The organism is Pseudomonas sp. VD-NE ins (assembly GCF_031882575.1).
GTDB classification, from domain to species: domain Bacteria; phylum Pseudomonadota; class Gammaproteobacteria; order Pseudomonadales; family Pseudomonadaceae; genus Aquipseudomonas; species Aquipseudomonas fluorescens_BZ.
This window is the reverse complement of sequence record NZ_CP134772.1, coordinates 774,790-795,573: the sequence shown is the minus strand read 5'-3', so window position 1 is coordinate 795,573 and position 20,784 is coordinate 774,790. Positions and strand designations below refer to the sequence as shown.

Below are 20,784 nucleotides of genomic sequence, written 5' to 3'. Positions count from 1 at the left end.
CTTGAACATTCCGATAGCTCGCTAACTATAAAACTTCAGACGAGTTTCACTGCGTAGCCTTCTTCGCTGATGACCTCGATCACCTGCTCGGCGCTCAGCGCGCTTTCCACGCCGACCTCTTTCGCGGCCAGATCAACCCGCACACTGGCCGCCGGATCCTTGGCCTGCACAGCGTTGGTGATGGCTTTGACGCAGTGACCGCAGGACATGCCTTGAACGTTGAACACTTGCATGGAATGACTCCTTTGAGTGAGGTTGCCGCCACTTTCGAGCTTGCCACGATGGCAAGGTCAAGTTCTTCAATAAACTGCCGGGCTGGCAATCGGCGCCGCGCTCGGCCAAGCTGCGTACATCAATGACTCGATTCAGGAGATTCAGCCATGCGCTGGTCAGCTTTCAGCCTGTTTGGCTTTCTCAGTCTCTTTGCCGCAATTCCAACAGTGCAAGCCGCTGGTGAGGATTATGCGGTGCTGATCATTTCCCGCGAACGTCTGGAAGTGTCGACCTCCTGCGAGATCGGCGTGTACATCCAGGATCAGCTATCGGCGCGACTGCTGCAGGAGCAAAGCATTTCCTTCAACCTGCCGCCGGGCACTGTTTCGCTGCGCTTGAAGTTGCTGCCGGGACAGGTCGCCGGCTGCAATCCGGGGATGCTCGCGCCGGGGTCGCAGGAAATCAAATTGCATGCCGGTGATGTGCTGAAGTATCGGTTGGCGATGAATTCGGAAGGCGTCTATTTGAAACGCGCCGATCTCGAATATTAAGTAAATCGAGATCGTTCCCACGCTCCGCGTGGGAATGCAGCCACGGACGCTCTGCGTCCCGAAGCGTGACGCGGAGCGTCACAGGAGGCGTTCCCACGCAGAGCGTGGGAACGATCAGATCTTTTGCTTTTCAGATTGGCGCTTGACCTTGCCCGCATGGCAAGGTTGATCCTTGTAGGCATCTACTACAGGGAGTACGACCGATGTCCGATTCCATCACGTTCGATCTGCCGATTGCCGGCATGACCTGCGCCAGTTGCGCCGGCCGTGTCGAGCGGGCGTTGAGCAAAGTCAGCGGCGCCAGTGCCGTCAGCGTCAACCTGGCCACCGAGCAGGCCCGCGTGCAGGCCCCGGGCGACAGTCTGCCGGCGCTGATGGACGCAGTCGAACGCGCCGGTTACAGCGTCCCGCAGCAGACTATCGAATTGAATATCGAAGGCATGACTTGCGCCTCGTGCGTTGGTCGCGTCGAGCGCGCCTTGAACAAAGCCCCCGGTGTGAAAAGCGTCAGCGTCAACCTCGCCAACGAGCGCGCGCACCTCGAATTGCTCGGTCAGGTCGACCCCCAACGCCTGATCGAAGCCGTCAGCAAGGCCGGTTATTCGGCCGGCATCTGGCAAGCCGAGCACCCGCAAACCGATAACCAGCAACAGAAGCTGCAGCATGAACGCTGGGCGCTGATCTGCGCGATCGCCCTCGCCCTGCCGCTGGTGGCGCCGATGTTGCTGCAACCGTTCGGCATTCACTGGATGCTCCCGGCCTGGGCGCAATTCGCCCTCGCCACGCCAGTGCAATTCATTTTCGGTGCACGCTTCTACGTCGCCGCGTGGAAAGCCGTGCGCGCCGGCGCTGGCAACATGGACTTGCTGGTTGCCCTCGGCACCAGCGCCGGCTATGGCTTGAGCCTGTACGAATGGGCCACCGCTGCCGGGCGCATGCCGCATCTGTACTTTGAAGCGTCGGCGGTGGTCATTGCGCTGGTGCTGCTCGGCAAATATCTGGAGAGTCGCGCCAAACGCCAGACTGCCAGCGCCATCCGCGCGCTGGAAGCATTGCGTCCAGAGCGAGCGATTCAAGTGATCGATGGTCGCGAGCAGGATGTCGCCATCAGCGCTTTGCGCCTCAACGATCTGGTGCTGGTCAAACCTGGCGAGCGTTTCCCGGTCGACGGCGAAGTCATCGAAGGCCAGAGCCACGCCGATGAAGCACTGATCAGCGGCGAGAGCCTGCCGGTGCCGAAACAACCGGGGGACAAGGTCACCGGTGGCGCGATCAATGGTGAAGGCCGCTTGTTGGTGCGCACTCAGGCGCTCGGCGCCGAGACCGTGCTGGCACGGATCATTCGTCTGGTTGAGGACGCTCAAGCCGCGAAAGCACCGATCCAGAAACTGGTGGATAAGGTCAGCCAGATCTTTGTGCCAACGGTGTTGCTGATCGCTTTGGCGACGCTGATCGGCTGGTGGCTCTACGGCGCGCCAATGGAAACCGCGTTGATCAATGCCGTCGCTGTTTTGGTCATCGCCTGCCCGTGCGCGCTGGGCCTTGCCACGCCGACGGCGATCATGGCCGGCACGGGCGTGGCCGCGCGTCACGGCATTCTGATCAAGGACGCCGAAGCGCTGGAACGCGCCCATGAAGTCAGCAGTGTGGTGTTCGACAAAACCGGCACGCTGACCTCCGGTACTCCGCGCATCGCCCATTTCAGTGCAGTGGATGGTGATGAAGACACGCTGCTGAAACTGGCCGGTGCGCTGCAACGCGGCAGTGAACATCCATTGGCCAAAGCGGTGCTGGATGCGGCCGCCGAACGAGGCCTGAATGTGCCGGATGTCAGCGACAGTCAATCGCTGACCGGTCGCGGCATCGCCGGTAATTTCGATGGCCGACGTCTGGCCTTGGGCAATCGGCGCATGCTCGAAGAAAGTGGTTTGAGCGCGGGCAACCTGAGCGAGTCTGCCCAGGCATGGGAGGCCGAGGGCCGCACCCTGTCGTGGTTAATCGAACAAAGTCCTGAACCGAAAGTGCTCGGCTTGTTCGCCTTCGGCGACACCTTGAAACCCGGCGCGCTGGAAGCGGTGCAACAACTCGCCGCCCGGGATATCCACAGCCACCTGCTGACCGGCGACAACCGTGGCAGCGCTCGCGTCGTTGCCGAAGCCTTGGGCATCAGCAATGTCTACGCCGAAGTGCTGCCGGCGGACAAAGCTGCCACCGTCGCCGAGCTGAAAAAAACCGGCGTGGTCGCCATGGTCGGAGACGGCATCAACGACGCCCCGGCCCTCGCCGCGGCCGACATCGGTATCGCCATGGGCGGCGGCACCGACGTGGCCATGCACGCGGCGGGCATTACCCTGATGCGTGGTGATCCACGGCTGGTGCCGGCGGCGCTGGAGATCAGCCGCAAGACTTATGCGAAGATCCGCCAGAACCTGTTCTGGGCCTTCGTCTACAACCTGATCGGCATTCCGCTGGCGGCATTCGGTTTCCTCAACCCGGTGCTGGCCGGTGCGGCCATGGCGCTGTCGAGCGTCAGCGTGGTGAGCAATGCGCTACTGTTGAAAACCTGGAAACCCAAGGACCTGGAGGAACACCGATGAACATCGGCCAAGCGGCCAGACACAGTGGCTTGAGCGCGAAAATGATCCGCTATTACGAGTCGATCGGCCTGCTCAAAGCGGCCCATCGCACCGACAGCGGTTACCGGGTCTATAGCGACGATGACCTGCACACGCTGGCGTTCATCAAGCGCTCGCGGGATCTGGGCTTTTCGCTGGAGGAAGTCGGCAAACTGCTGACCCTTTGGCAGGATCGCCAACGCGCCAGCGCCGATGTGAAGGCATTGGCGCGCCAGCACATCGACGAGTTGAATCAGAAGATCCGCGAGCTCGGCGAACTGCGCGACACCCTGCAAGACCTGGTCGAGCACTGCAACGGCGACCATCGCCCCGATTGCCCGATCCTCAAGGAATTGGCCTCGGGCTGCTGCGCGCAACCCGCCCGCGCTTGAGGGCGAGCACTTTCACCGTGAGCAATGTGCCGAGGGGAATGCCGTGGAACAGCATGACCACGGCACCTGGCGTCCACCAGGCGTAGAACGGCGCGGCAACCAGCATGCCGATGCCGAACCCAGTCATTTGCAGCAAAGTCAGGACGCTGAAAATCGGCAGGCGCAACTGCTCGGGTTCGCGTTGCAGTCGCGACAACAGCCCGACCTCGGAAAAGCCATCACCCAAACCCGCCGGCAAGGAAAACAGCAGCAGGCCGTAGAGGCTGTGCTGCTGGAACATCAGGATAAAGCCGCAGGACATCAGTGCCACGCCGAAGAAAAACCGCCGTTCGAGGTTGATGTTGTCTGAGCCTTTGAGACGGCTGGCGATGCGCGCGCCCAGCAGTTTGCCGCTGGCCCATACCGCGAGCATCAGCCCCAGCGTGGTGCTCGCCGACTCCGGCGTGAGCAGTTTGGAGATGATCGGAAAGCCGACGTTGTGCGCGGCACTGCCCAAGGTGTCGGCCATGGTCACCGCGAGCATCGCAGCAATTACCGGCGCAGAACGCAGGCCTTGCATGAGCGCCGCCCATTCGCCGCGTTCCGCTTCTTCGTTGACGGTTGCAGGTTCGAACCGCAGCGGCACAATCAATAACGCTGCCAGCAAATAGGTCAGCGCATTCAGTGCGAACACCGTTTCAAAACCAAACCCCGCCACCAGCAAACCTGAAACCAGGCTACCGCCGACCATCGCGGCGGATGAGGCCGAGGTGATCCAGGCATTGGCCTTGAGCAATTGATCGGCGGCGATCAAACGCGGCAACTGGCTGTTGAGGCCGATGGCGAACATCGAGTTACCCAGACCCAGACCGAAGGCGATCACCGGCAACAGCAAGGCCTGTTGGCTGACGGGCACGATCAACAACAGACCGAGCACGCTGGCGCGCAGCAGGTCAAAGGCGATCAGCGGTGCGCGTCCACTGCAGCGGCGGTAAAACGCGGTGCCGATCAGACTGGCAAAAATCCCGCCGCCCACGCGACTGGCGAGGAAGATCCCGACGCTCATGGCGCTGTTGCTCAGCAGGTAGACGTAGGTGGCCAGCGCGACCATGTTGAGGAAGGCGCCGAAATCGGAGATCAGGCGGGCGGTGATGATCAGGTGGGTGTTACGGGGGGTGGTCACATTCAGTCCTTGAGTGTGGTTGGGGCGGTGGACAGTAGACGTGAAATTGCGTTGATCCGAAAGAGGCCCTCACCCTAGCCCTCTCCCAGGGGGAGAGGGGACTGATTGGGGGATGCTTTGGAGATACGCCGACCTGAAATTTCTTTACCGAATCCAGACAGATCCAAATGCTGACCTCATCCAATCCATAATCGACCCGGTGTTTCAGGTCGATGTATGACGCAAGACACCTCGGTCGGCCCCCTCTCCCGGAGAGAGAGGGGGCTGATTGGGGGATGCTGTGGAGATACGCCGACCTGAAATTTCTTTACCGAATCCAAACAGGTCCAAATGCTGACCTCGTTCAATCCATAATCGACCCGGTGTTTCAGGTCGATGTATGACGCAAGACACCTCGGTCGGCCCCCTCTCCCTCAGGGCGGTCCGACGTTTCGGGAGGGCTGGGGTGAGGGCTTTGGGGGCATCTGATTCAAACAAAAAACCCGGCCGAAGCCGGGTTTCCCGTCAAGCGATCACTGCATCCACGGCGGAGGCGGTGGTTCGTCGGACTTGCCTTTCGGCTCGTCGTCCGCTGCACGGATGGCCTGCTTGCGCTCCTCGTCGAGGCGCGCCGCTTCGATCTCGCGCAACACCCCGCCCACGTCGGCCAGGTCTTCCGGATCATCGAACTCACCGGTCAGCACACTGTTCGGGTGCAGGGTGCCGGCTTCGTACAACGCCCACATTTCCTTGGCGTACTTGGTCAGCTTCAATTCCGGGGCAAAGCGACCGAAGTACGAAGCCATGTTGCCAACGTCCCGCTCCAGCATGCTGAACGCGTGGTTGTTGCCGGCAGCATCGACGGCCTGCGGCAGGTCGATGATGACCGGGCCGGTTGGCGTCAGCAGCACGTTGAACTCCGAGAGGTCACCGTGCACCAGACCGGTACACAACATCAGCACGATCTGCGAAATCAGGAACGCGTGATACTCGCGCGCCTGATCCGGCTCCAGCACCACGTCGTTCAGACGCGGCGCAGCGTCGCCGAACTCATCGGCCACCAATTCCATCAACAGCACGCCGTCGAGGAAGTCATACGGCTTGGGCACCCGGACACCGGCGCCGGCCAGACGGAACAGCGCCGCCACCTCGGCGTTCTGCCAGGCATCCTCGGTCTCTTTGCGACCGAACTTGGAGCCTTTCGCCATTGCGCGAGCCTGTCGGCTGTTGCGCACCTTGCGGCCTTCCTGATACTCGGCCGCCTGGCGGAAACTGCGTTTGTTCGCCTCCTTGTAGACCTTTGCGCAACGTAACTGATTGCCGCAGCGCACCACATAAACAGCTGCTTCTTTACCACTCATCAGTGGGCGCAGCACTTCGTCGACCAGACCGTCCTCGATCAGGGGTTCAATGCGTTTTGGAGTCTTCATCAGCTTTTATTGTGGGTCCTTTATTACCAAACACGCGAATGTCACTCGTTATACGGCAATCCTCGCATTACGGGGAGGGGTTGCCGACCTGTGAACCTGTGAATGCACACACTGTGCCGAAAAAATCGACCGATGCGAATCATAGCCGAGCCTTGCCTGTTTGTTGGTATCGGCCGTCGAGGGCATTTGCGACAGAATCTGACATTTGCCATTCAGCCCTCTTACCCTCACCCCAGCCCTCCCGAAACGTCGGACCGCCCCGAGGGAGAGGGAGCCGACCGAGGCGTCTGGCGTTATACATCGACCTGAAATACCGCGTCGATTATGGATTGGGCTAACCATCTGACTGAAACACCGTCGATTATGGACCGGGCCAAACATCTGAGTTAAACACCGTCGATTATGGATTCGGTGAAGCACGTTCAAGTCGGCGTATCCCTCAAACATCCCCCAATCAGTCCCCTCTCCCTTTGGGCGGTCCGACGTTTCGGGAGGGTTAGGGGCTCTTCTCGCGTTAGCGTTCGATGATGGCAGTGACGCCCTGCCCGCCCGCAGCACAAATCGAGATCAGGCCCCGGCCCTTGCCTGCCGCATCGAGTAGCTTGGCCAAATTGGCGACGATACGCCCGCCAGTCGCAGCAAACGGATGCCCGGCCGCCAGCGAACTGCCCTTCACATTCAGTCGGCTGCGATCGATCGAGCCCAGCGGTGCATCGAGGCCCAGGCGGGTTTTGCAGTATTCCGGATCCTCCCAAGCCTTCAGCGTGCACAGCACCTGCGCCGCAAAAGCCTCGTGAATTTCGTAGTAGTCGAAGTCCTGCAAGGTCAGCCCGTTGCGCGCCAGCAACCGCGGTACTGCATACACCGGCGCCATCAACAGCCCTTCGGCGCCGTTGACGAAATCGACTGCCGCCGCCTCGCCATCGCGCAGGTAGGCAAGGATCGGCAATCCTCGCTCTTTGGCCCACGCTTCACTGCCGAGCAGTACCACCGAGGCACCGTCAGTCAGCGGCGTGGAGTTGCCCGCGGTCAGCGTGCCTTTCGCGCTTTTTTCGAAGGCCGGTTTCAATGTCGCAAGTTTTTCCAGGGTCAGGTCCGGGCGCAGGTTGTTGTCGCGGGTCAGGCCAAGGAACGGCGTCATCAAGTCGTTGTGCCAGCCTTCGCTGTACGACGCGGCGAGTTTGTGATGGCTTTCGAGGGCCAGTTGATCCTGTTCTTCACGCGGGATGTTCCAGGTTTGCGCCATCAGTTCACAGTGCTGCCCCATCGACAGACCCGTGCGGGGTTCGCCGTTGCGCGGAAACTCCGGGATCAGGTGTTGCGGCCGCAGTTGCAGAAAGGTTTTCAGCTTGTCGCCAGTGGTCTTGGCGCGGTTGGCTTGCAGGAGGATTCTGCGCAGGCCTTCGTTGACGCTGATCGGTGCGTCCGACGTAGTGTCGACACCGCCAGCGATACCGCTCTCGATCTGGCCGAGGGCGATTTTGTTCGCCACCAGGATCGCCGCTTCCAGGCCGGTGCCGCAGGCTTGCTGAATATCGTAGGCCGGCGTCGCCGGAGACAGACGCGAGCCGAGCACGCATTCACGGGTCAGGTTCATATCTCGTGACAATTTCAGTACCGCGCCTGCCACCACTTCGCCGATGCGCTGGCCGTGCAGGTTGTAGCGTTCGATCAGGCCTTCGAGGGCGGCGGTGAGCATTGCCTGATTGCTGGCCGTGGCGTACGGCCCGTTGGAACGGGCGAAAGGGATACGGTTACCGCCGATGATCGCGACGCGGCGCAGCTGACTCATGAATAACTCCTTGTTGAATATCCGGGTTCATAGAGAACCCTGTGGGAGCTGGCTTGCCAGCGATGGGGCCGGCACATCCAACCTTTTCAGTGGCTGACACTCCGCTATCGCTGGCAAGCCAGCTCCCACAGGGTCGGTGGTCTACTCTGCTGTCTAGCGTAGGCCTTATTGCGTGGATCGAACGATTGATTGCCATCGACAGTCCACACTTTGAACCCCAACTTCTGGAGAGCGTTCCATGTCTGACCGCTATATCGACTTCGCCAATTCGTCCATCGGCCATCGTCTGGTCGGGGCGCTGGGCCTGCCGTCGCCGGTGCGACTGGAACGCTGGCAGGCCGGGCGCCTGCGGCCGGTGGAAGGGGCGCTGCTGATCGGCGGCGGGCCGCTGACCGAGCGCATCAGCGCCTTCGCCAACCGTTTGACCGACGGCATCTACCGCTACGGCGAACAACCGGTAACTGCCACTGAATGGATTCCCGGCCACGGCCCGAAACTCAAAGCCGTGGTGTTCGACGCCAGCGAACTGCTGCACACCGACCAGCTCAAGCAACTGCGCGAATTCTTCCAGCCGTTGATGAAGAATCTTGAGCACAGCGCCCATTTGGTGATTCTTGGCCGTGCACCGGAAACCCTCAGTGATCCGTTTGCCGCCAGTGCGCAACGAGCGCTGGAAGGGTTTGCCCGTTCGCTGGCCAAAGAACTGCGCAGCGGCGGCACGCTGCAACTGATCTACGTCGGTGAAGGCGCCGAAGATCAACTGGAAGGCCCGCTGCGGTTTTTCCTCTCGCCGAAAAGTGCGTTCGTGTCCGGGCAGGTGATTCGCCTGACAGCTTGTGCGACGCCAGTGACTGACTGGACACGGCCGCTGGCCGGGCGCAAGGCGTTGGTCACCGGCGCTGCGCGCGGTATCGGCGCGTCGATTGCCGAAACCCTGGCTCGCGATGGCGCCGAGGTCATCCTGCTCGACGTGCCACCGGCGAAGACCGATCTGGAAGCCCTCGCCGCGCGCCTCGGCGGCCGTGCGATTACCCTCGATATCTGCGCCGCCGATGCCGCCGCGCAACTGATCGAACAATTGCCCGACGGCCTCGATATTCTGGTGCACAACGCCGGCATCACCCGCGACAAGACCCTGGCCAACATGACCCCGGAATTCTGGGACGCGGTGCTGGCGGTCAACCTCAATGCTCCGCAAGTACTGACCAAGGCGCTGCTCGACAGCGGCACGCTGCGCGACAACGCGCGGGTGATACTGCTGGCCTCGATCAGCGGCATTGCCGGCAATCGCGGGCAAACCAACTACGCCGCGAGCAAGGCCGGGCTGATCGGTCTGGCGCAAGCCTGGGCGCCGACGCTGCTGGAACGTGGGATCAGCATCAATGCCGTCGCGCCCGGTTTTATCGAGACGCAGATGACTGCACATATTCCGTTCGGCCTGCGTGAGGCTGGCCGGCGCATGAGTTCGCTGGGTCAGGGCGGTTTGCCGCAGGACGTCGCCGAAGCTGTCGCATGGCTGGCGCAGCCGGGTACCGGCGCATTCACCGGGCAGGCGCTGCGAGTCTGTGGACAAAGTGTTCTGGGGGCTTAGGCATGAGCATCGAATGGCATACGCTGGATCGCGAGCCGAGTCTGCCCGGGCTGTATGCACGGGCGGCGACGCGACGGAAAATCACCGGCACGCAATTACCCGACAGCGGTTTGCGCTGTTGGGTCGATGTCGATGGCAAACGCTTGGCGGCCTATCGCAAGGTCTGCGGATTCGTCGATGACGGTCTGTTGCCGCCGACGTATCCGCATATCCTCGCCTTTGCGTTGCAGATGCAATTGCTCACCGCCAAGGCATTTCCGTTCCCGCTGTTGGGGCTGATTCATCTGAGCAACCGCATTCGCGTGTTGCGCCCGATGGGCGGAATCGGTCGGGCGCAAGTGAGCGTGCGCGTGACGAATCTGCAAGCGCATCCCAAAGGTGCAACGTTCGACCTGCTGACCACCCTGGATGACCAGCTTGGGCCGTTGTGGGAAGCCGAAAGCCAGATGCTCTGTCGCGGCGTGAAGCTTGAGGGCGAAGCTGTCGAACAAACCTGGGAACCCTCGCAATCGCTGGTGGAGGTGGGGCGCTGGAAAGCGCCGGCCGATATCGGTCGGCAATACGCCAAAGTGTCCGGAGACTACAACCCGATTCACCTGAGTGCAGCCAGCGCCAAGCTGTTCGGTTTCCCAACAGCGATCGCCCATGGTTTGTGGAACAAGGCGCGAACGCTCGCGGCGCTGGGCGATCATTTGCCCAAGGCCAACCTTGAGATCGCCGTGCACTTTCGTAAACCGGTGCGCCTGCCCAGTGAGGTGACCTTGCTGGCGAGTGCGGCGGGGTCCAGTGGTGAGTTGCGGCTGATCGGTGCACAAGACCTGGAGCACATGGTCGGGCAGTGGCAACCGATTGCCTGAGCACGCGGGACACCGTTAATTGTGTGTATATAACTTAAGTTTTCGCCGTCCTTCCCCCTTCCACTGAAAAAACCCGGGCCTTGATTATCAAGGCCTTTTTTTGTGCGGCTATATCGTGGGTATTAGTCCTTAGGCGCTGAATTTCGCCGTCTATATAAAGGCGTTAATACCAACTTGAGGATGGTCTGAAACCCGCCCCTGGACTGAGATTGAGCACAACGGTCGAAGGCATCACCGACGACAGATCGGCGAGCCATCGAAGTCAACGAACGTTGTGACAGGTGCAAGGAATCTCAATCATGAAAACTCAAGACGTGTGGTGCAAATCAGCAATCGCTCTGGCATTGATTCTCTCCCTTGGCCTCGCTGGCTGCAGCAGCGGCGGTGGCGGCCATCACAGCAGCTCCGGCAGTTCTGCGGCGGACGGTACTGCGGGAACTGGCGGCACCTCGGGGTCCGGCGGTACGGGTGGCACCGGTGATACTGCTGGTACTGGCGGCACTGGCAGCACTGGCGGCACTGGCGGAACCGGTGGCACCGGTAACACAGGTGGTACTGGCGGAACCGGTGGTACAGGTGGCACCGATCCGACCAATCCAACCAACCCGACAGATCCGACCGACCCCACCAACCCGACTAATCCAACCACCACACCGTTGGTGACCACCACGCTGGTGCAGGATGTCGGTAATACCGTCGCTGGCGTCGGCGATGGCGTTGGCCAGATCGGTGACTCGCTGAGCAGCGTTCCTGTTGTCGGTGGCGTTGTACAAAGTGCGGCCAACACCGCCGGCAATGTCGTCAGCACCTTGGGTGACGGTGTCGCCAATGGCGTAGGCAAGCTGGCGACCGACCCTAAAGGCCTGACCACCACCGTCGCTTCGGTCGGCGGCGTGGTGACAGATGTGGGTAACGGCGTCTCTGATCTCAGCGGCAAACTGGCAACCGCGACCGGCAGCGTTCCGGTGGTGGGCGGTGTTGTGACCAAAGTCGCGCCGCTGCTTGATGGTGTCGGCGAGAAAGTCACCATGCTCGGCAATACCCTCGACACCACGCTGACCAATGGCCCGACCAGCCAACTGACGAACAAGGTCGGCGGTAGTCTGGTACCCGTGATCGCGATGGTCGAAAGTACCACCGACAAACTCGGCACTGCCACCGGGCTCGGCGATCCACTCAAAGGCGTAGTTGCGCAAGTCGGTGGCGCGGTGAACACCCTGGGCGGCAAGGTCACCGATGCGGGTAACGGCAATGCCTTGACCAACACCCTCGGCGGCGCGTTGAGCGATACCGGCACCGCGGTCGGCAAGGCTGGAGGTCTGGTGTCCAACGGCACCGGCTCAGGTACTGGTGGCGTAGGTGGTGGTCTGGGCGGTGGCCTCGGTGGTACTGGCCTGCTGCAAACCGTCGGCGGCGCCGTGGTCAACGTCGGCGCAGGGTTGAATGCCGGCAATACCAATGCCGTCGTCAGCGCCGGTGGCGTTACCGCTGCCGGCCTCGGTAATACCGTCGCTTCGCTCAACACCGTACTCGGCGGATCGGGCACCCCGATCACCGCGACAACCTCACCTCTGGCCACGGTTGGCGCCACCGTGGGCACGGGCCTGAATCCGGTCACCAGCGCTGTGACCAACGTGACTCAACAAGTCGGCGCAGCGACCGGTATCGGATCACCCGTCGCCGGTCTCACCGGCCAGGTTGGCGGTGCGGTCAGCAGTATCGGCACCACCATTGCCGCGACCAACAACCCGGTCACCACAGCGGTCGGTGGTCTGGTCAGCAACGTGGGCGGCACCGTTGCCGCCGTCGGTGGACTGGTCAACGGCGGAACCAGCGGGGGTACCAGCGGAGCTACCACCGGTGGCGGTCTGGGCGGTGTACTCGGTGGTCTGACTAATACCCTGGGGGGCAACAAACGCTAAATTGCACCTGGCCGATTCGACGGCCTCACCTACAGCGCCTACGCTTGGTTGAGGGCGGAAGATTCCCACGAGTCTTCCGCCTTTTTTCTTAGGAGAATTCAGCCCAGTGCTGTGATCTGACCATGGAGTGTCCTATGCGCGTAATGGCATCCCTGCTGTTCCTCAGTCTCAGTTCCGCCGCCCTCGCCGACACCCTGCCCAGTTTTCTCAACAGCAACGAAACCATCCGCAATCTGCCGGTGCCGAACCTGCCCGCCGACGCCTATCGCCCGAGCGCCACGCCCGTGCAAGTGCCGGACGCCGGTGCCGCCGCTGCGCAACCGCTGTTGATGGAGACCAAAATCAATCTGCAAACCGTGCAAATCGAAGGCGGAACCCTCTACCCGCTCAACGAGCTCGCCGAAATCTACAAACCCCTGATCGGCCGCCAAGCCACGCTCGCCGAACTGATCGAAGCCACGCGCAACATCACTCGACGCTATCAGCAGGACGGTTACCTGCTGTCCTACGCGTTCCTGCCGCAGCAAAATTTCAATGACGGCGTAGCACGCGTGGTGCTGGTGGAAGGCTACGTTCGCGATATCCAGATCGAGGGCGATGTCGGCCGGGTCAGAGCGCTGCTCGACAAACTGGCGGCGAAGATCCAGGCCGAACGGCCGCTGACCCGCAAGACATTCGAGCGCTACACCACGCTGATGACGCGCATCCCCGGCGTCACGATCCAGGCCCAGGTGCCACCGCCCGGCACCACCGACGGCGCGACAACGCTGGTCGCCCAGGCCAGTCGCAAACCCTTCACCAGCACGCTGAGCACCACCGAAGACAACCGCAACGGCACCCAGGCTTTGCTCGGCGTCAGTAGCAACTCGCAAACCTCGATGGGCGAACAACTGACCCTCAGCGGTCTGTTTCCACCGGGTGATGATCACGAACATTACTACCGCCTCGACTACAACCAGTTCCTCAATGACGAGGGCGCGCAACTTGCCTTATCCGCTTCACGCTACCGCGCCGATCCCAGTACCGAAGTCCTCATCAACGGCGGTGGTCGACTCAGCACCCATCGCGAAAACGACCGCTACTCCATCGGTTTCACCCTGCCGTTGATTGCCGCCTCCAACGAACTGCTGACCGCCGGCTCGCGTCTGTACGCAGTCGATGACAAGACCCGCTACAACGGCATCAACTTCCCGTTCAGCACCGAGTTCCGCACCGACGTACGCGCTCTGGCCTTCGAAGGCGACTGGCGCAAGGCCGATGCCCGGCAACTGCGGATTCTCAGTGGCGGCGTGTACCAGGGTTTCGACAGCCTGGGCGCGCATACCAACTACGACGACATCGACCTCGATTTTTTCCGCGTTCGCCTGTCCGGGGTGCAGAGCAACAAGTTCCTCGACAACTGGCAAGGCGTGCTGTCCGCCGCGCTGTACTGGAGCGACGACACCCTGCCCGACAGCGAGCGCGCGGTGTTCGGCGGGCAGAATTTCGGTCGCGGTTATCCCGACGATCAGGCGTCTGGCGACAAGGGCTGGGGCGTGGCGTACGAGGTCAACTACAGCTTCAACCGCGACGGCAACTGGGTACGCATCCTGCAACCGTATGTCGTGCTCGACCGCTCGCGCAGCTGGTTCAATGAACTGCCGGTTAAGGCCAACAACCTGTCATCGGCCGCGATCGGGCTGCGGTTTGGCGATGCCAAGTACTACAACATTGCGCTGGAGGCGGCGAAGGCGATGTCGGATGAAGCGTTGGACACGTTCAATCGCAAGCCCCGTTACAGCATCAGTTTCAGTTATCAGTTGTAAGCTGCAGCACCAAAGAGGCTTAGGGAGCGGCGGGTGGAGTGTACAACCGGCAGAAATGGATCGGATTGCAGGCCGCCTTCGCTAGCAGGCTAGCTCCCACAGTTGAATTAGGTGCATCCAGAGAGAAATTGGTCGGCTATCAGGCCGCCTTCGTCGGACCGCCGCCCGGAGCAAGCTCGCGCCCACAGAAAAGCAAAAGCGACCCACGCCGCTCCTACGCTTTTTCACCACTCAACAGGATGAGCGTTAGCTCGGCTGCAGCTCTTGATCTTGATCTTGATCTTGATCCACGGGCGACGTCGGAAGGCTGAGTGGAGGGATTGATCCGGGGGTGGGAGCGTAGCGACCGTTTGGCGCAGCCAAACACAGCGAGAGGAGGTGCAGCGAAGCAAACCGTAGGCGCTGCGCCCGGATCGATCCCGGAGCGAAGGAACCCCGAGCCTCAGCGAGCGGGCCGCACGTAGGAGCAAGCCTTTGGGTTACCTTTTCGCTGGGCCGGCACTCCGGCGTTTGGAAAAGGTGACCCGCCGTAAGGGCGGAACCCTAAGCCGCCGTTACCGCAGCAACGGATATCCCCCCAATCACCCAGCCACATTACTCCGAGGCTTGGGAAACAAATTATCCAGAGTCTCCAACAACCTCAGGTAATAAATCGGCTTGCGAAACAGATCCACCACCTGCAACCGCAACAGATCACTGACATCTTCCATATCCGCATGCCCCGACATCACAATCACCGGCAAATGCTGGCGCGACGTATGCTCACGCAACCGCTTGATCAACGACATCCCGGACTCCTCCGGCATACGCAAATCAGTAATCACCAACGCAATATCGGGATGGCGCGTCAGATGATGCAACGCCAGCTTCACCGACGTTGCCGTATGACAGACAAACCCCTCCCCCTCCAGCAACTCCGCCAACTCCAGCAACGCGTCCTCTTCATCGTCAACCAGAAGCAACTGTTGGCGCTGCTGCGAAGGAGCATTCATGGGCAATCCCTGAAAACTGAAAGTGAACCCGAGTGTAGCCCGACATTCGCCGGGCATTGAGCGTCATCTCGGTCAGGGGGTCGCGGGTGGTGCCTGAACCGTCGTTCCACCCAACGCCACCAACAGATTATCGAACATGATCAATACCCGGCCACCTACCGGCGTAACAAACACTATGACCACCACCGCCACCATCGCCACCACAATCGCATACTCGATGGCCGATGCTGCGTCTTCGTTGGCCAGGAAACTGCGGGCGCGAATCATCAGGTATTCAAAGAGCATCGCAGTTCTCCTCGGTCGTCAGGGTCTGGTCACGGCAGTGCCGCCAAGTCCGGTCAATATGTTGTTGAAGTAGAACAGCACCCGGTTACCGAGAGGGGTCACAAAGGCCACAACCACCACGGCCACCATCGCCACCACAATCGCGTACTCGATCGCCGAAGCAGCCTCCTCGTTTCTGCACAACAGACGGACTCGGGCCATCAAGTAATCAACAATCATCTGGAACATACATCCACTCCTTCGCGCCATTGGCGCCGATGTCGCACTACAGCGGCAAGGTTCCACCGTGCCATTTGAGCATTGTCAACAAACCCCCACCCAACAACTGTAAGAACGGATTAATCACAAAGGATTAATCACATCGCGAAGTTGCCGATTGCTGCTGTTAATTGGCCAAGACTCATACTTTAGTGGGTTATTTTCCTGTCAGTAATGGCGTTTTGGCTTGGATCAGCTAGCGTGGAAATAGCGAAATAGTTGCATGTTCATAGCTGCCGGATTGGGAACTTCTCTCGTAAGCAAGTGCGGTGGGTAGTGCAGCAGGAAAGGGAGAGCCGTCATGAACAGTCGCGTCACCATGGGCCATGCAGCCATCCTTATGCTTGGAGCGATCTTCGTCGGTTACTGGGGACTGGTGCTCAGTCGTCAACCGGCACCCGTCGCCGAAGCCCCCGTTGCCCCAGCCGTCACCGTTGAAAAAACTGTCGCGATCGCCGAAGACCAGACCCGCCAACCGGTGGTGGTGCTGCTGCACGATGTACCGCCGTTCACCGCGCTGACGGCAGCCGATGTCGCGGTGGAAAAACTGCGCAGTGCACCGGCCGGCAGCTTGAGCAATGTCGATCAGGCCATCGGCCGCACACCCTGGCGGCACCTCAGCGCCGGCACTTGGCTGAACGATGAAAGCTTCAGCGCCGGCGGCTCACTGGCACGCATGATTCACAGCGATGAACGCGCCCTCACCGTGGCCGTCGACGAAGTGATCGGCGCGGCCGGGCAACTGATCCCCGGGGATTACGTCGATGTTTTGCTCTACCTGCGCCAGGATTCCAGCAACCTCGAACAGTCGGCACAGATCGTTTTACCGGCCATGCGCGTGCTCGGGGTGGGTGAACAGTACGGCCTGACCAACGACGGCCAACCTGCTTCGCCGGCCCTGAGCGCCGATGAAAAACTCAAACAGGATCAACGCCGCATCGCCGCGCGCACCGTGGTGCTGGCAGTGCCGGAACAACTGCTCAGTCGTCTGATGCTGGCGACGCAAGTCGGCACCTTGCGTCTGGCCGTACGCAGCAGTGAAGAACAACGCCTGGCCAAATACTGGGCCGGCGAAACTCAGGCGCCGGCACATCTGAACACTGCCAACAGCCAACTCTTCCAGTTCACCCAACTGGCCATGGGTGCCGCACCGAAAGCGCCTACCGGCGGCGGTTCCGGCGCGCCCCCGAGGCCTGCCGTGGAAATTATTCGCGGCAATCAGATCACCCAACAAAACCCATGACTGCGCAAGGATCCAAGGGCATGCAGAGTCGTTCCAGGCCGACATTCAAACCCATGCTGCGCGCCCTGCTACTGATGGGCCTGTCGATGGACGCCGCGTTCGCGGCGGTCGGCAACTGTTCGGCACTGGGGCGCATGCCGCCGGTGATCGAAATCGGCGAAGGCTTTCAGCAGGACGTGCAATCGCCAGTGGCGATCACTCGTCTGGCGATTGGCGACCCGAAAATCGCCGACGTGCATGCCAACGGCAGCTCGTCCTTTTTGCTCACCGGTGTGGCGCCCGGCGCCACCAGCCTGATGGTCTGGACCTCGTGTTCAAGCGAGCCGCGCCAGAGCATGGTCTTCGTTCAGGGCGCCGCCACGGCCGCCATGACCGGCACCCTGCCATCGGATGACCCAAACCTGCCGTCCCAGGTGCAGACCGATATTCGCTTCGTCGAAGTCAGCCGCACCAAACTCAAGGAAGCCACCGCCTCACTGATCGGCACGCGCGGCAACTTTCTCTTCGGTTCGCCCGGCACCCTGCCACCGATTGATGGTGTGCCGCAGCCCCGGCTGCCGGTGGACAACTCGTTGTTCAACTTCTCTTGGATCGGCGGCAAGACCATGGCGATCATCAACGCCCTGGAAACCAGCGGCTTCGCCTACACCCTCGCGCGGCCAAGTCTGGTGGCGCTGAACGGGCAGAGCGCAAGCTTTCTCGCCGGCGGTGAAATTCCGATTCCGGTGCCCAGTTCCGGCAGCGACAGCGTGTCGATCGAGTACAAGGAATTCGGCATTCGCCTGACCCTGACGCCGACCATCATCGGCCGCGATCGCATCGCCTTGAAGGTCGCCCCGGAAGTCAGCGAACTGGACTTCAGTAACGCGGTGCAGATCGCCGGCACCACCGTGCCCGCCCTGACCATCCGCCGCACCGACACCAGCGTGTCACTCGGCGATGGCGAAAGCTTCGTCATCAGCGGCTTGATCAGCACCACCAACAGTTCGCAAGTGAACAAGTTTCCCGGCCTCGGCGACATCCCGGTGCTCGGCGCCTTTTTCAAAGGCTCGCAGATCAAGCGCGAAGAACGCGAACTGCTGATGATCGTCACCCCGCATCTGGTCCAGCCACTGGCCGCCGATGCGCAACTGCCGTCGTTACCGGGCGAAAAACTGCGCAACTACGACCCGAACTTCTACCGCATGTTCTTCCTTGAAAACGGCAACTTCGACAAGCGCAGCGGGTTATCGCAATGAGCCAGAGCCTGAGCCAGACCTTTCTCGCCATCACCCGCAACAGCACCGATCTGGAGTGGCTGCAAGGCGCGCTCGCACCGTTGGGCCAAGTGGTCAGCGCCGGTGGCGGCAGCCTCGACGAACTCCTGGCGCTGGTGGACGTGACCTTTGCCAATCTGGTGTTCGTCGGTCTTGATCGCGAGCACGTGGTCGCCCAGAGCGCATTGATCGAAGGCGCGCTGGAGGCCAAACCGATGCTGGCGATCGTGGCCCTCGGCGACGGCATGGACAATCAGTTGGTGCTCAACGCGATGCGCGCCGGCGCCCGCGATTTTGTCGCCTACGGTTCGCGTTCCAGCGAAGTCGCCGGGCTGGTGCGGCGCTTGAGCAAACGCCTGCCGCCCGTGGCACCGAATACGCAACTGGGCGGCCTCACGGTCATGTATGGCGTGCAGAGCAGTTCCGACGGCGCACTGTTGGCCAATCACATGGCCTTGGTGGTGCAAAAAAGCGGTCAGCAAACCTTGTTGCTTGATCTCGGTTTGCCGCGCGGTGACAGCCTCGCCCTGCTCGGGCTGGAGAGTTCGTTCCACTTCGGCGATGCCTTGCGCCACTTGCGAAGGCTCGACGCCACGTTGATCGACAGCGCCTTCACCAGTGCCGAAGCCGGCCTGCGCATTCTCGCCTACGCCAGCAACGACGAGCCGCTGGAAAACACCAGCGCCGCCGAGCTGTACATGTTGCTCAGCGCCTTGCGCCAGCACTTCCAGCACATCGTCGTGAACCTCACCGGGCAGACCGACAGCGAAGCCTTGCGCACCTTTGTCAGCCACTGCGACAAGTTGCTCTGGTACACCGATCAGAACGTGCTCAACTGCCGACGCAACCTTGCCGTGCTCAATCTGTGGCGCGAAAAAGGCATGAAGCTCGACCACGGACGCCTGCTGATCGACCGCTACTTGAGCAACGTCGCGCCCGATTCGGAAACCCTCGGCAAGACCTTCAACCTGGAAGTGATTGCCACGCTGGCCCTCACTCCAGAAGTTCGTCTGAACGCGAAAAACCAGGGCGTCAGCCTGTTCGAACTGGCCCCGCGAGAAAAACTCACCCAGAGCCTGCGCGCGCTCGGCGAACGCCTGGCCAAACGTTCCGAAGGCCTGGCCAAACCGAAAGTGACCTGGTTTGACCGCTTGCGAGGCACCTCATGAGCGCAGAAAAACTCTTCGGTGCGGCGCCCCGCAGTGGCGTCGGCAACAGCGATCACGAAGGCCTGAAACTGGTCCTGCATCGCTACATCATCGACGCCCTCGAAGAGTCGGGCAAAAACCTGCTGGAAGGTTCACGCCAGCAACTCGCGCAATTCGTCACCGACAAAGTCGCCGAGTACATCGCGCGTTTGCACTTGGCGATATCGCGTTACGAAATGGAGCGCCTGGCCGAAGAGATCGTCGACGAGCTCACCGGTTTCGGCCCGCTGGAAGTGTTGCTGCGCGATCAGTCGGTGACCGAGATTCTGGTCAACGGCCCGCACCGGGTGTTCATCGAACGCGACGGTGTGCTGCACCAGAGTGACCTGCGGTTTATCGACGCGCACCACGTCGAACGCGTGATGCAACGCATCCTCGCGCCGCTCGGTCGGCGCCTCGACGAATCCTCGCCGATGGTCGACGCGCGCCTGCCGGATGGCAGCCGGGTCAACGCGATCATTCCGCCGATTGCCCTCGACGGCCCGTGCCTGTCGATCCGCAAGTTTCGCAAGGACATGCTCAAAAGCAGTGACCTGATGGCCATGCAAACCATCGACCTGTCGATCTTCGAGTTTTTCCAGGATGCCGTCGGCAAGCGCTGCAACATCCTCATCAGCGGCGGCACCGGCACCGGCAAAACCACGCTGCTGAATATTCTCAGCCAGTTGATCAACCCGCACGAACGTCTGGTGACCATCGAGGACGTCGCCGAATTGCAGCTCGGTCACCCGCACGTGGTGCGCCTGGAAACCCGCCCGCCGAACGCCGAAGGCCACGGTGAAGTGAAGGCCAGCGACCTGATTCGCAACGCCCTGCGGATGCGCCCTGACCGGATCATCCTCGGCGAGATTCGTGGCGTCGAAGTGGTCGACGTCCTCACCGCGATGAACACCGGTCACGACGGTTCGATGAGCACCGTGCACGCCAACAACGCCCAGGATGCGCTGTTGCGCCTGGAAACACTGGTCGGCCTGACCGGCCGCGCCATCGCCGAACGCACCCTGCGCCAGATGATCTGCGCCGCCCTCGACGTGATCATCCAGTTGACGCGCATGCCTGACGGGCGCCGCTGCGTCAGCGAGGTCGTGGAAGTGGTCGGCATTCGCGAGGACGTCTACGTCACCAACACCTTGTTCCGCCTCGACCGCCGCAGCGGTTTCGGCTTCCTGCGCGAAGCCGTCAATCCGGCCGGCGACAAGCTACGCCACGAGACGCATCTGGGCTGACGGCAAG

The 20,784-nt window shown here is 61.4% G+C and carries 18 protein-coding genes; 11 read left to right on the top strand and 7 right to left on the bottom strand.

Annotated elements, in window-relative coordinates:
• Positions 1–35 precede the first annotated feature (35 nt).
• Positions 36–233, bottom strand: a complete 198-nt coding sequence (locus RMV17_RS03305; protein ID WP_034154772.1) for a cation transporter — start codon at positions 231–233, stop codon at positions 36–38.
• A 147-nt stretch (positions 234–380) separates the two neighbouring features.
• Between RMV17_RS03305 and RMV17_RS03300 the strand changes: the two genes are divergently transcribed.
• The 3 genes from RMV17_RS03300 to cueR all read left to right on the top strand — a co-directional run bounded on the left by RMV17_RS03300 (position 381) and on the right by cueR (position 3,771).
• Positions 381–764: a hypothetical protein gene (locus RMV17_RS03300; RefSeq protein ID WP_034154773.1), complete on the top strand. Its 384-nt coding sequence runs from the start codon at positions 381–383 to the stop codon at positions 762–764.
• 203 nt (positions 765–967) lie between these two features.
• Positions 968–3,361 (top strand): copper resistance metal-translocating P1-type ATPase CueA, encoded by a 2,394-nt coding sequence (cueA, locus tag RMV17_RS03295; protein ID WP_311885586.1) that lies wholly within the window; start codon positions 968–970, stop codon positions 3,359–3,361.
• The gene (gene cueR / locus RMV17_RS03290; RefSeq protein WP_007962968.1) at positions 3,358–3,771 is read left to right on the top strand and encodes a Cu(I)-responsive transcriptional regulator; all 414 of its coding nucleotides are present in this window, start codon (positions 3,358–3,360) and stop codon (positions 3,769–3,771) included. The genes cueA and cueR overlap by 4 nt, the downstream gene beginning before the upstream one ends.
• On the opposite strand, the gene RMV17_RS03285 is transcribed toward cueR, so the two are convergent.
• From RMV17_RS03285 to RMV17_RS03275, 3 genes are all read right to left on the bottom strand, one after another.
• Positions 3,725–4,933 carry an MFS transporter gene (locus tag RMV17_RS03285; protein WP_034154775.1) on the bottom strand — a complete coding sequence of 403 codons (1,209 nt, stop codon included), beginning with the start codon at positions 4,931–4,933 and terminating at the stop codon, positions 3,725–3,727. The two genes, cueR and RMV17_RS03285, sit on opposite strands and share 47 nt — an antisense overlap.
• A gap of 512 nt (positions 4,934–5,445) precedes the next feature.
• Positions 5,446–6,342: a PA4780 family RIO1-like protein kinase gene (locus RMV17_RS03280; protein WP_007914672.1), complete on the bottom strand. Its 897-nt coding sequence runs from the start codon at positions 6,340–6,342 to the stop codon at positions 5,446–5,448.
• A 514-nt stretch (positions 6,343–6,856) separates the two neighbouring features.
• Complete coding sequence (locus tag RMV17_RS03275; RefSeq protein WP_311885581.1) at positions 6,857–8,134, bottom strand: acetyl-CoA C-acetyltransferase; 1,278 nt, start codon at positions 8,132–8,134, stop codon at positions 6,857–6,859.
• Positions 8,135–8,372: 238 nt separating this feature from the next.
• Between RMV17_RS03275 and RMV17_RS03270 the strand changes: the two genes are divergently transcribed.
• The 4 genes from RMV17_RS03270 to RMV17_RS03255 all read left to right on the top strand — a co-directional run bounded on the left by RMV17_RS03270 (position 8,373) and on the right by RMV17_RS03255 (position 14,309).
• Positions 8,373–9,725, top strand: a complete 1,353-nt coding sequence (locus RMV17_RS03270; protein WP_034154777.1) for a 3-oxoacyl-ACP reductase — start codon at positions 8,373–8,375, stop codon at positions 9,723–9,725.
• Between the two features lie 2 nt (positions 9,726–9,727).
• Positions 9,728–10,582, top strand: a complete 855-nt coding sequence (locus tag RMV17_RS03265) for a MaoC/PaaZ C-terminal domain-containing protein (RefSeq protein WP_311885578.1) — start codon at positions 9,728–9,730, stop codon at positions 10,580–10,582.
• A gap of 299 nt (positions 10,583–10,881) precedes the next feature.
• Complete coding sequence (locus RMV17_RS03260) at positions 10,882–12,504, top strand: collagen-like triple helix repeat-containing protein (protein WP_311885576.1); 1,623 nt, start codon at positions 10,882–10,884, stop codon at positions 12,502–12,504.
• A gap of 134 nt (positions 12,505–12,638) precedes the next feature.
• Positions 12,639–14,309: a POTRA domain-containing protein gene (locus RMV17_RS03255; protein WP_311885574.1), complete on the top strand. Its 1,671-nt coding sequence runs from the start codon at positions 12,639–12,641 to the stop codon at positions 14,307–14,309.
• 581 nt (positions 14,310–14,890) lie between these two features.
• Here RMV17_RS03255 and RMV17_RS03250 read toward each other — a convergent pair.
• From RMV17_RS03250 to RMV17_RS03240, 3 genes are all read right to left on the bottom strand, one after another.
• Positions 14,891–15,301 (bottom strand): response regulator, encoded by a 411-nt coding sequence (locus RMV17_RS03250; RefSeq protein ID WP_311885572.1) that lies wholly within the window; start codon positions 15,299–15,301, stop codon positions 14,891–14,893.
• A 72-nt stretch (positions 15,302–15,373) separates the two neighbouring features.
• On the bottom strand, positions 15,374–15,586 hold the full coding sequence (locus RMV17_RS03245; RefSeq protein WP_311885570.1) for a Flp family type IVb pilin: 213 nt from the start codon (positions 15,584–15,586) through the stop codon (positions 15,374–15,376).
• An 18-nt stretch (positions 15,587–15,604) separates the two neighbouring features.
• Positions 15,605–15,814 carry a Flp family type IVb pilin gene (locus RMV17_RS03240; RefSeq protein WP_108227240.1) on the bottom strand — a complete coding sequence of 70 codons (210 nt, stop codon included), beginning with the start codon at positions 15,812–15,814 and terminating at the stop codon, positions 15,605–15,607.
• Between the two features lie 331 nt (positions 15,815–16,145).
• Between RMV17_RS03240 and cpaB the strand changes: the two genes are divergently transcribed.
• Genes cpaB through RMV17_RS03220 form a run of 4 tightly spaced genes read left to right on the top strand, consistent with a single transcriptional unit; the run spans position 16,146 to position 20,777 of the window.
• Positions 16,146–17,087, top strand: a complete 942-nt coding sequence (cpaB, locus tag RMV17_RS03235; protein ID WP_311885568.1) for a Flp pilus assembly protein CpaB — start codon at positions 16,146–16,148, stop codon at positions 17,085–17,087.
• Between the two features lie 20 nt (positions 17,088–17,107).
• Positions 17,108–18,325: a type II and III secretion system protein family protein gene (locus RMV17_RS03230; RefSeq protein WP_311885567.1), complete on the top strand. Its 1,218-nt coding sequence runs from the start codon at positions 17,108–17,110 to the stop codon at positions 18,323–18,325.
• Positions 18,322–19,512 carry a pilus assembly protein gene (locus RMV17_RS03225; RefSeq protein WP_123596019.1) on the top strand — a complete coding sequence of 397 codons (1,191 nt, stop codon included), beginning with the start codon at positions 18,322–18,324 and terminating at the stop codon, positions 19,510–19,512. Before RMV17_RS03230 ends, RMV17_RS03225 begins: the two co-directional genes overlap by 4 nt.
• On the top strand, positions 19,509–20,777 hold the full coding sequence (locus RMV17_RS03220; RefSeq protein WP_311885559.1) for a CpaF family protein: 1,269 nt from the start codon (positions 19,509–19,511) through the stop codon (positions 20,775–20,777). Before RMV17_RS03225 ends, RMV17_RS03220 begins: the two co-directional genes overlap by 4 nt.
• The last annotated feature ends 7 nt before the right edge of the window (positions 20,778–20,784 follow it).

Excerpts from the sequence above, each read along its gene's own strand:
- RMV17_RS03275 (WP_311885581.1), bottom strand. The coding sequence starts at position 8,134 with ATGAGTCAGCTGCGCCGCGTCGCGATCATCGGCGGTAACCGTATCCCT.
- cpaB (WP_311885568.1), top strand. The coding sequence starts at position 16,146 with ATGAACAGTCGCGTCACCATGGGCCATGCAGCCATCCTTATGCTTGGA.
- RMV17_RS03245 (WP_311885570.1), bottom strand. The coding sequence starts at position 15,586 with ATGCTCTTTGAATACCTGATGATTCGCGCCCGCAGTTTCCTGGCCAAC.
- RMV17_RS03265 (WP_311885578.1), top strand. The coding sequence starts at position 9,728 with ATGAGCATCGAATGGCATACGCTGGATCGCGAGCCGAGTCTGCCCGGG.
- RMV17_RS03280 (WP_007914672.1), bottom strand. The coding sequence starts at position 6,342 with ATGAAGACTCCAAAACGCATTGAACCCCTGATCGAGGACGGTCTGGTC.
- RMV17_RS03255 (WP_311885574.1), top strand. The coding sequence starts at position 12,639 with ATGCGCGTAATGGCATCCCTGCTGTTCCTCAGTCTCAGTTCCGCCGCC.
- RMV17_RS03270 (WP_034154777.1), top strand. The coding sequence starts at position 8,373 with ATGTCTGACCGCTATATCGACTTCGCCAATTCGTCCATCGGCCATCGT.
- RMV17_RS03230 (WP_311885567.1), top strand. The coding sequence starts at position 17,108 with ATGCAGAGTCGTTCCAGGCCGACATTCAAACCCATGCTGCGCGCCCTG.
- RMV17_RS03260 (WP_311885576.1), top strand. The coding sequence starts at position 10,882 with ATGAAAACTCAAGACGTGTGGTGCAAATCAGCAATCGCTCTGGCATTG.
- RMV17_RS03250 (WP_311885572.1), bottom strand. The coding sequence starts at position 15,301 with ATGAATGCTCCTTCGCAGCAGCGCCAACAGTTGCTTCTGGTTGACGAT.
- RMV17_RS03305 (WP_034154772.1), bottom strand. The coding sequence starts at position 233 with ATGCAAGTGTTCAACGTTCAAGGCATGTCCTGCGGTCACTGCGTCAAA.
- RMV17_RS03225 (WP_123596019.1), top strand. The coding sequence starts at position 18,322 with ATGAGCCAGAGCCTGAGCCAGACCTTTCTCGCCATCACCCGCAACAGC.
- cueR (WP_007962968.1), top strand. The coding sequence starts at position 3,358 with ATGAACATCGGCCAAGCGGCCAGACACAGTGGCTTGAGCGCGAAAATG.
- cueA (WP_311885586.1), top strand. The coding sequence starts at position 968 with ATGTCCGATTCCATCACGTTCGATCTGCCGATTGCCGGCATGACCTGC.
- RMV17_RS03240 (WP_108227240.1), bottom strand. The coding sequence starts at position 15,814 with ATGTTCCAGATGATTGTTGATTACTTGATGGCCCGAGTCCGTCTGTTG.
- RMV17_RS03220 (WP_311885559.1), top strand. The coding sequence starts at position 19,509 with ATGAGCGCAGAAAAACTCTTCGGTGCGGCGCCCCGCAGTGGCGTCGGC.
- RMV17_RS03300 (WP_034154773.1), top strand. The coding sequence starts at position 381 with ATGCGCTGGTCAGCTTTCAGCCTGTTTGGCTTTCTCAGTCTCTTTGCC.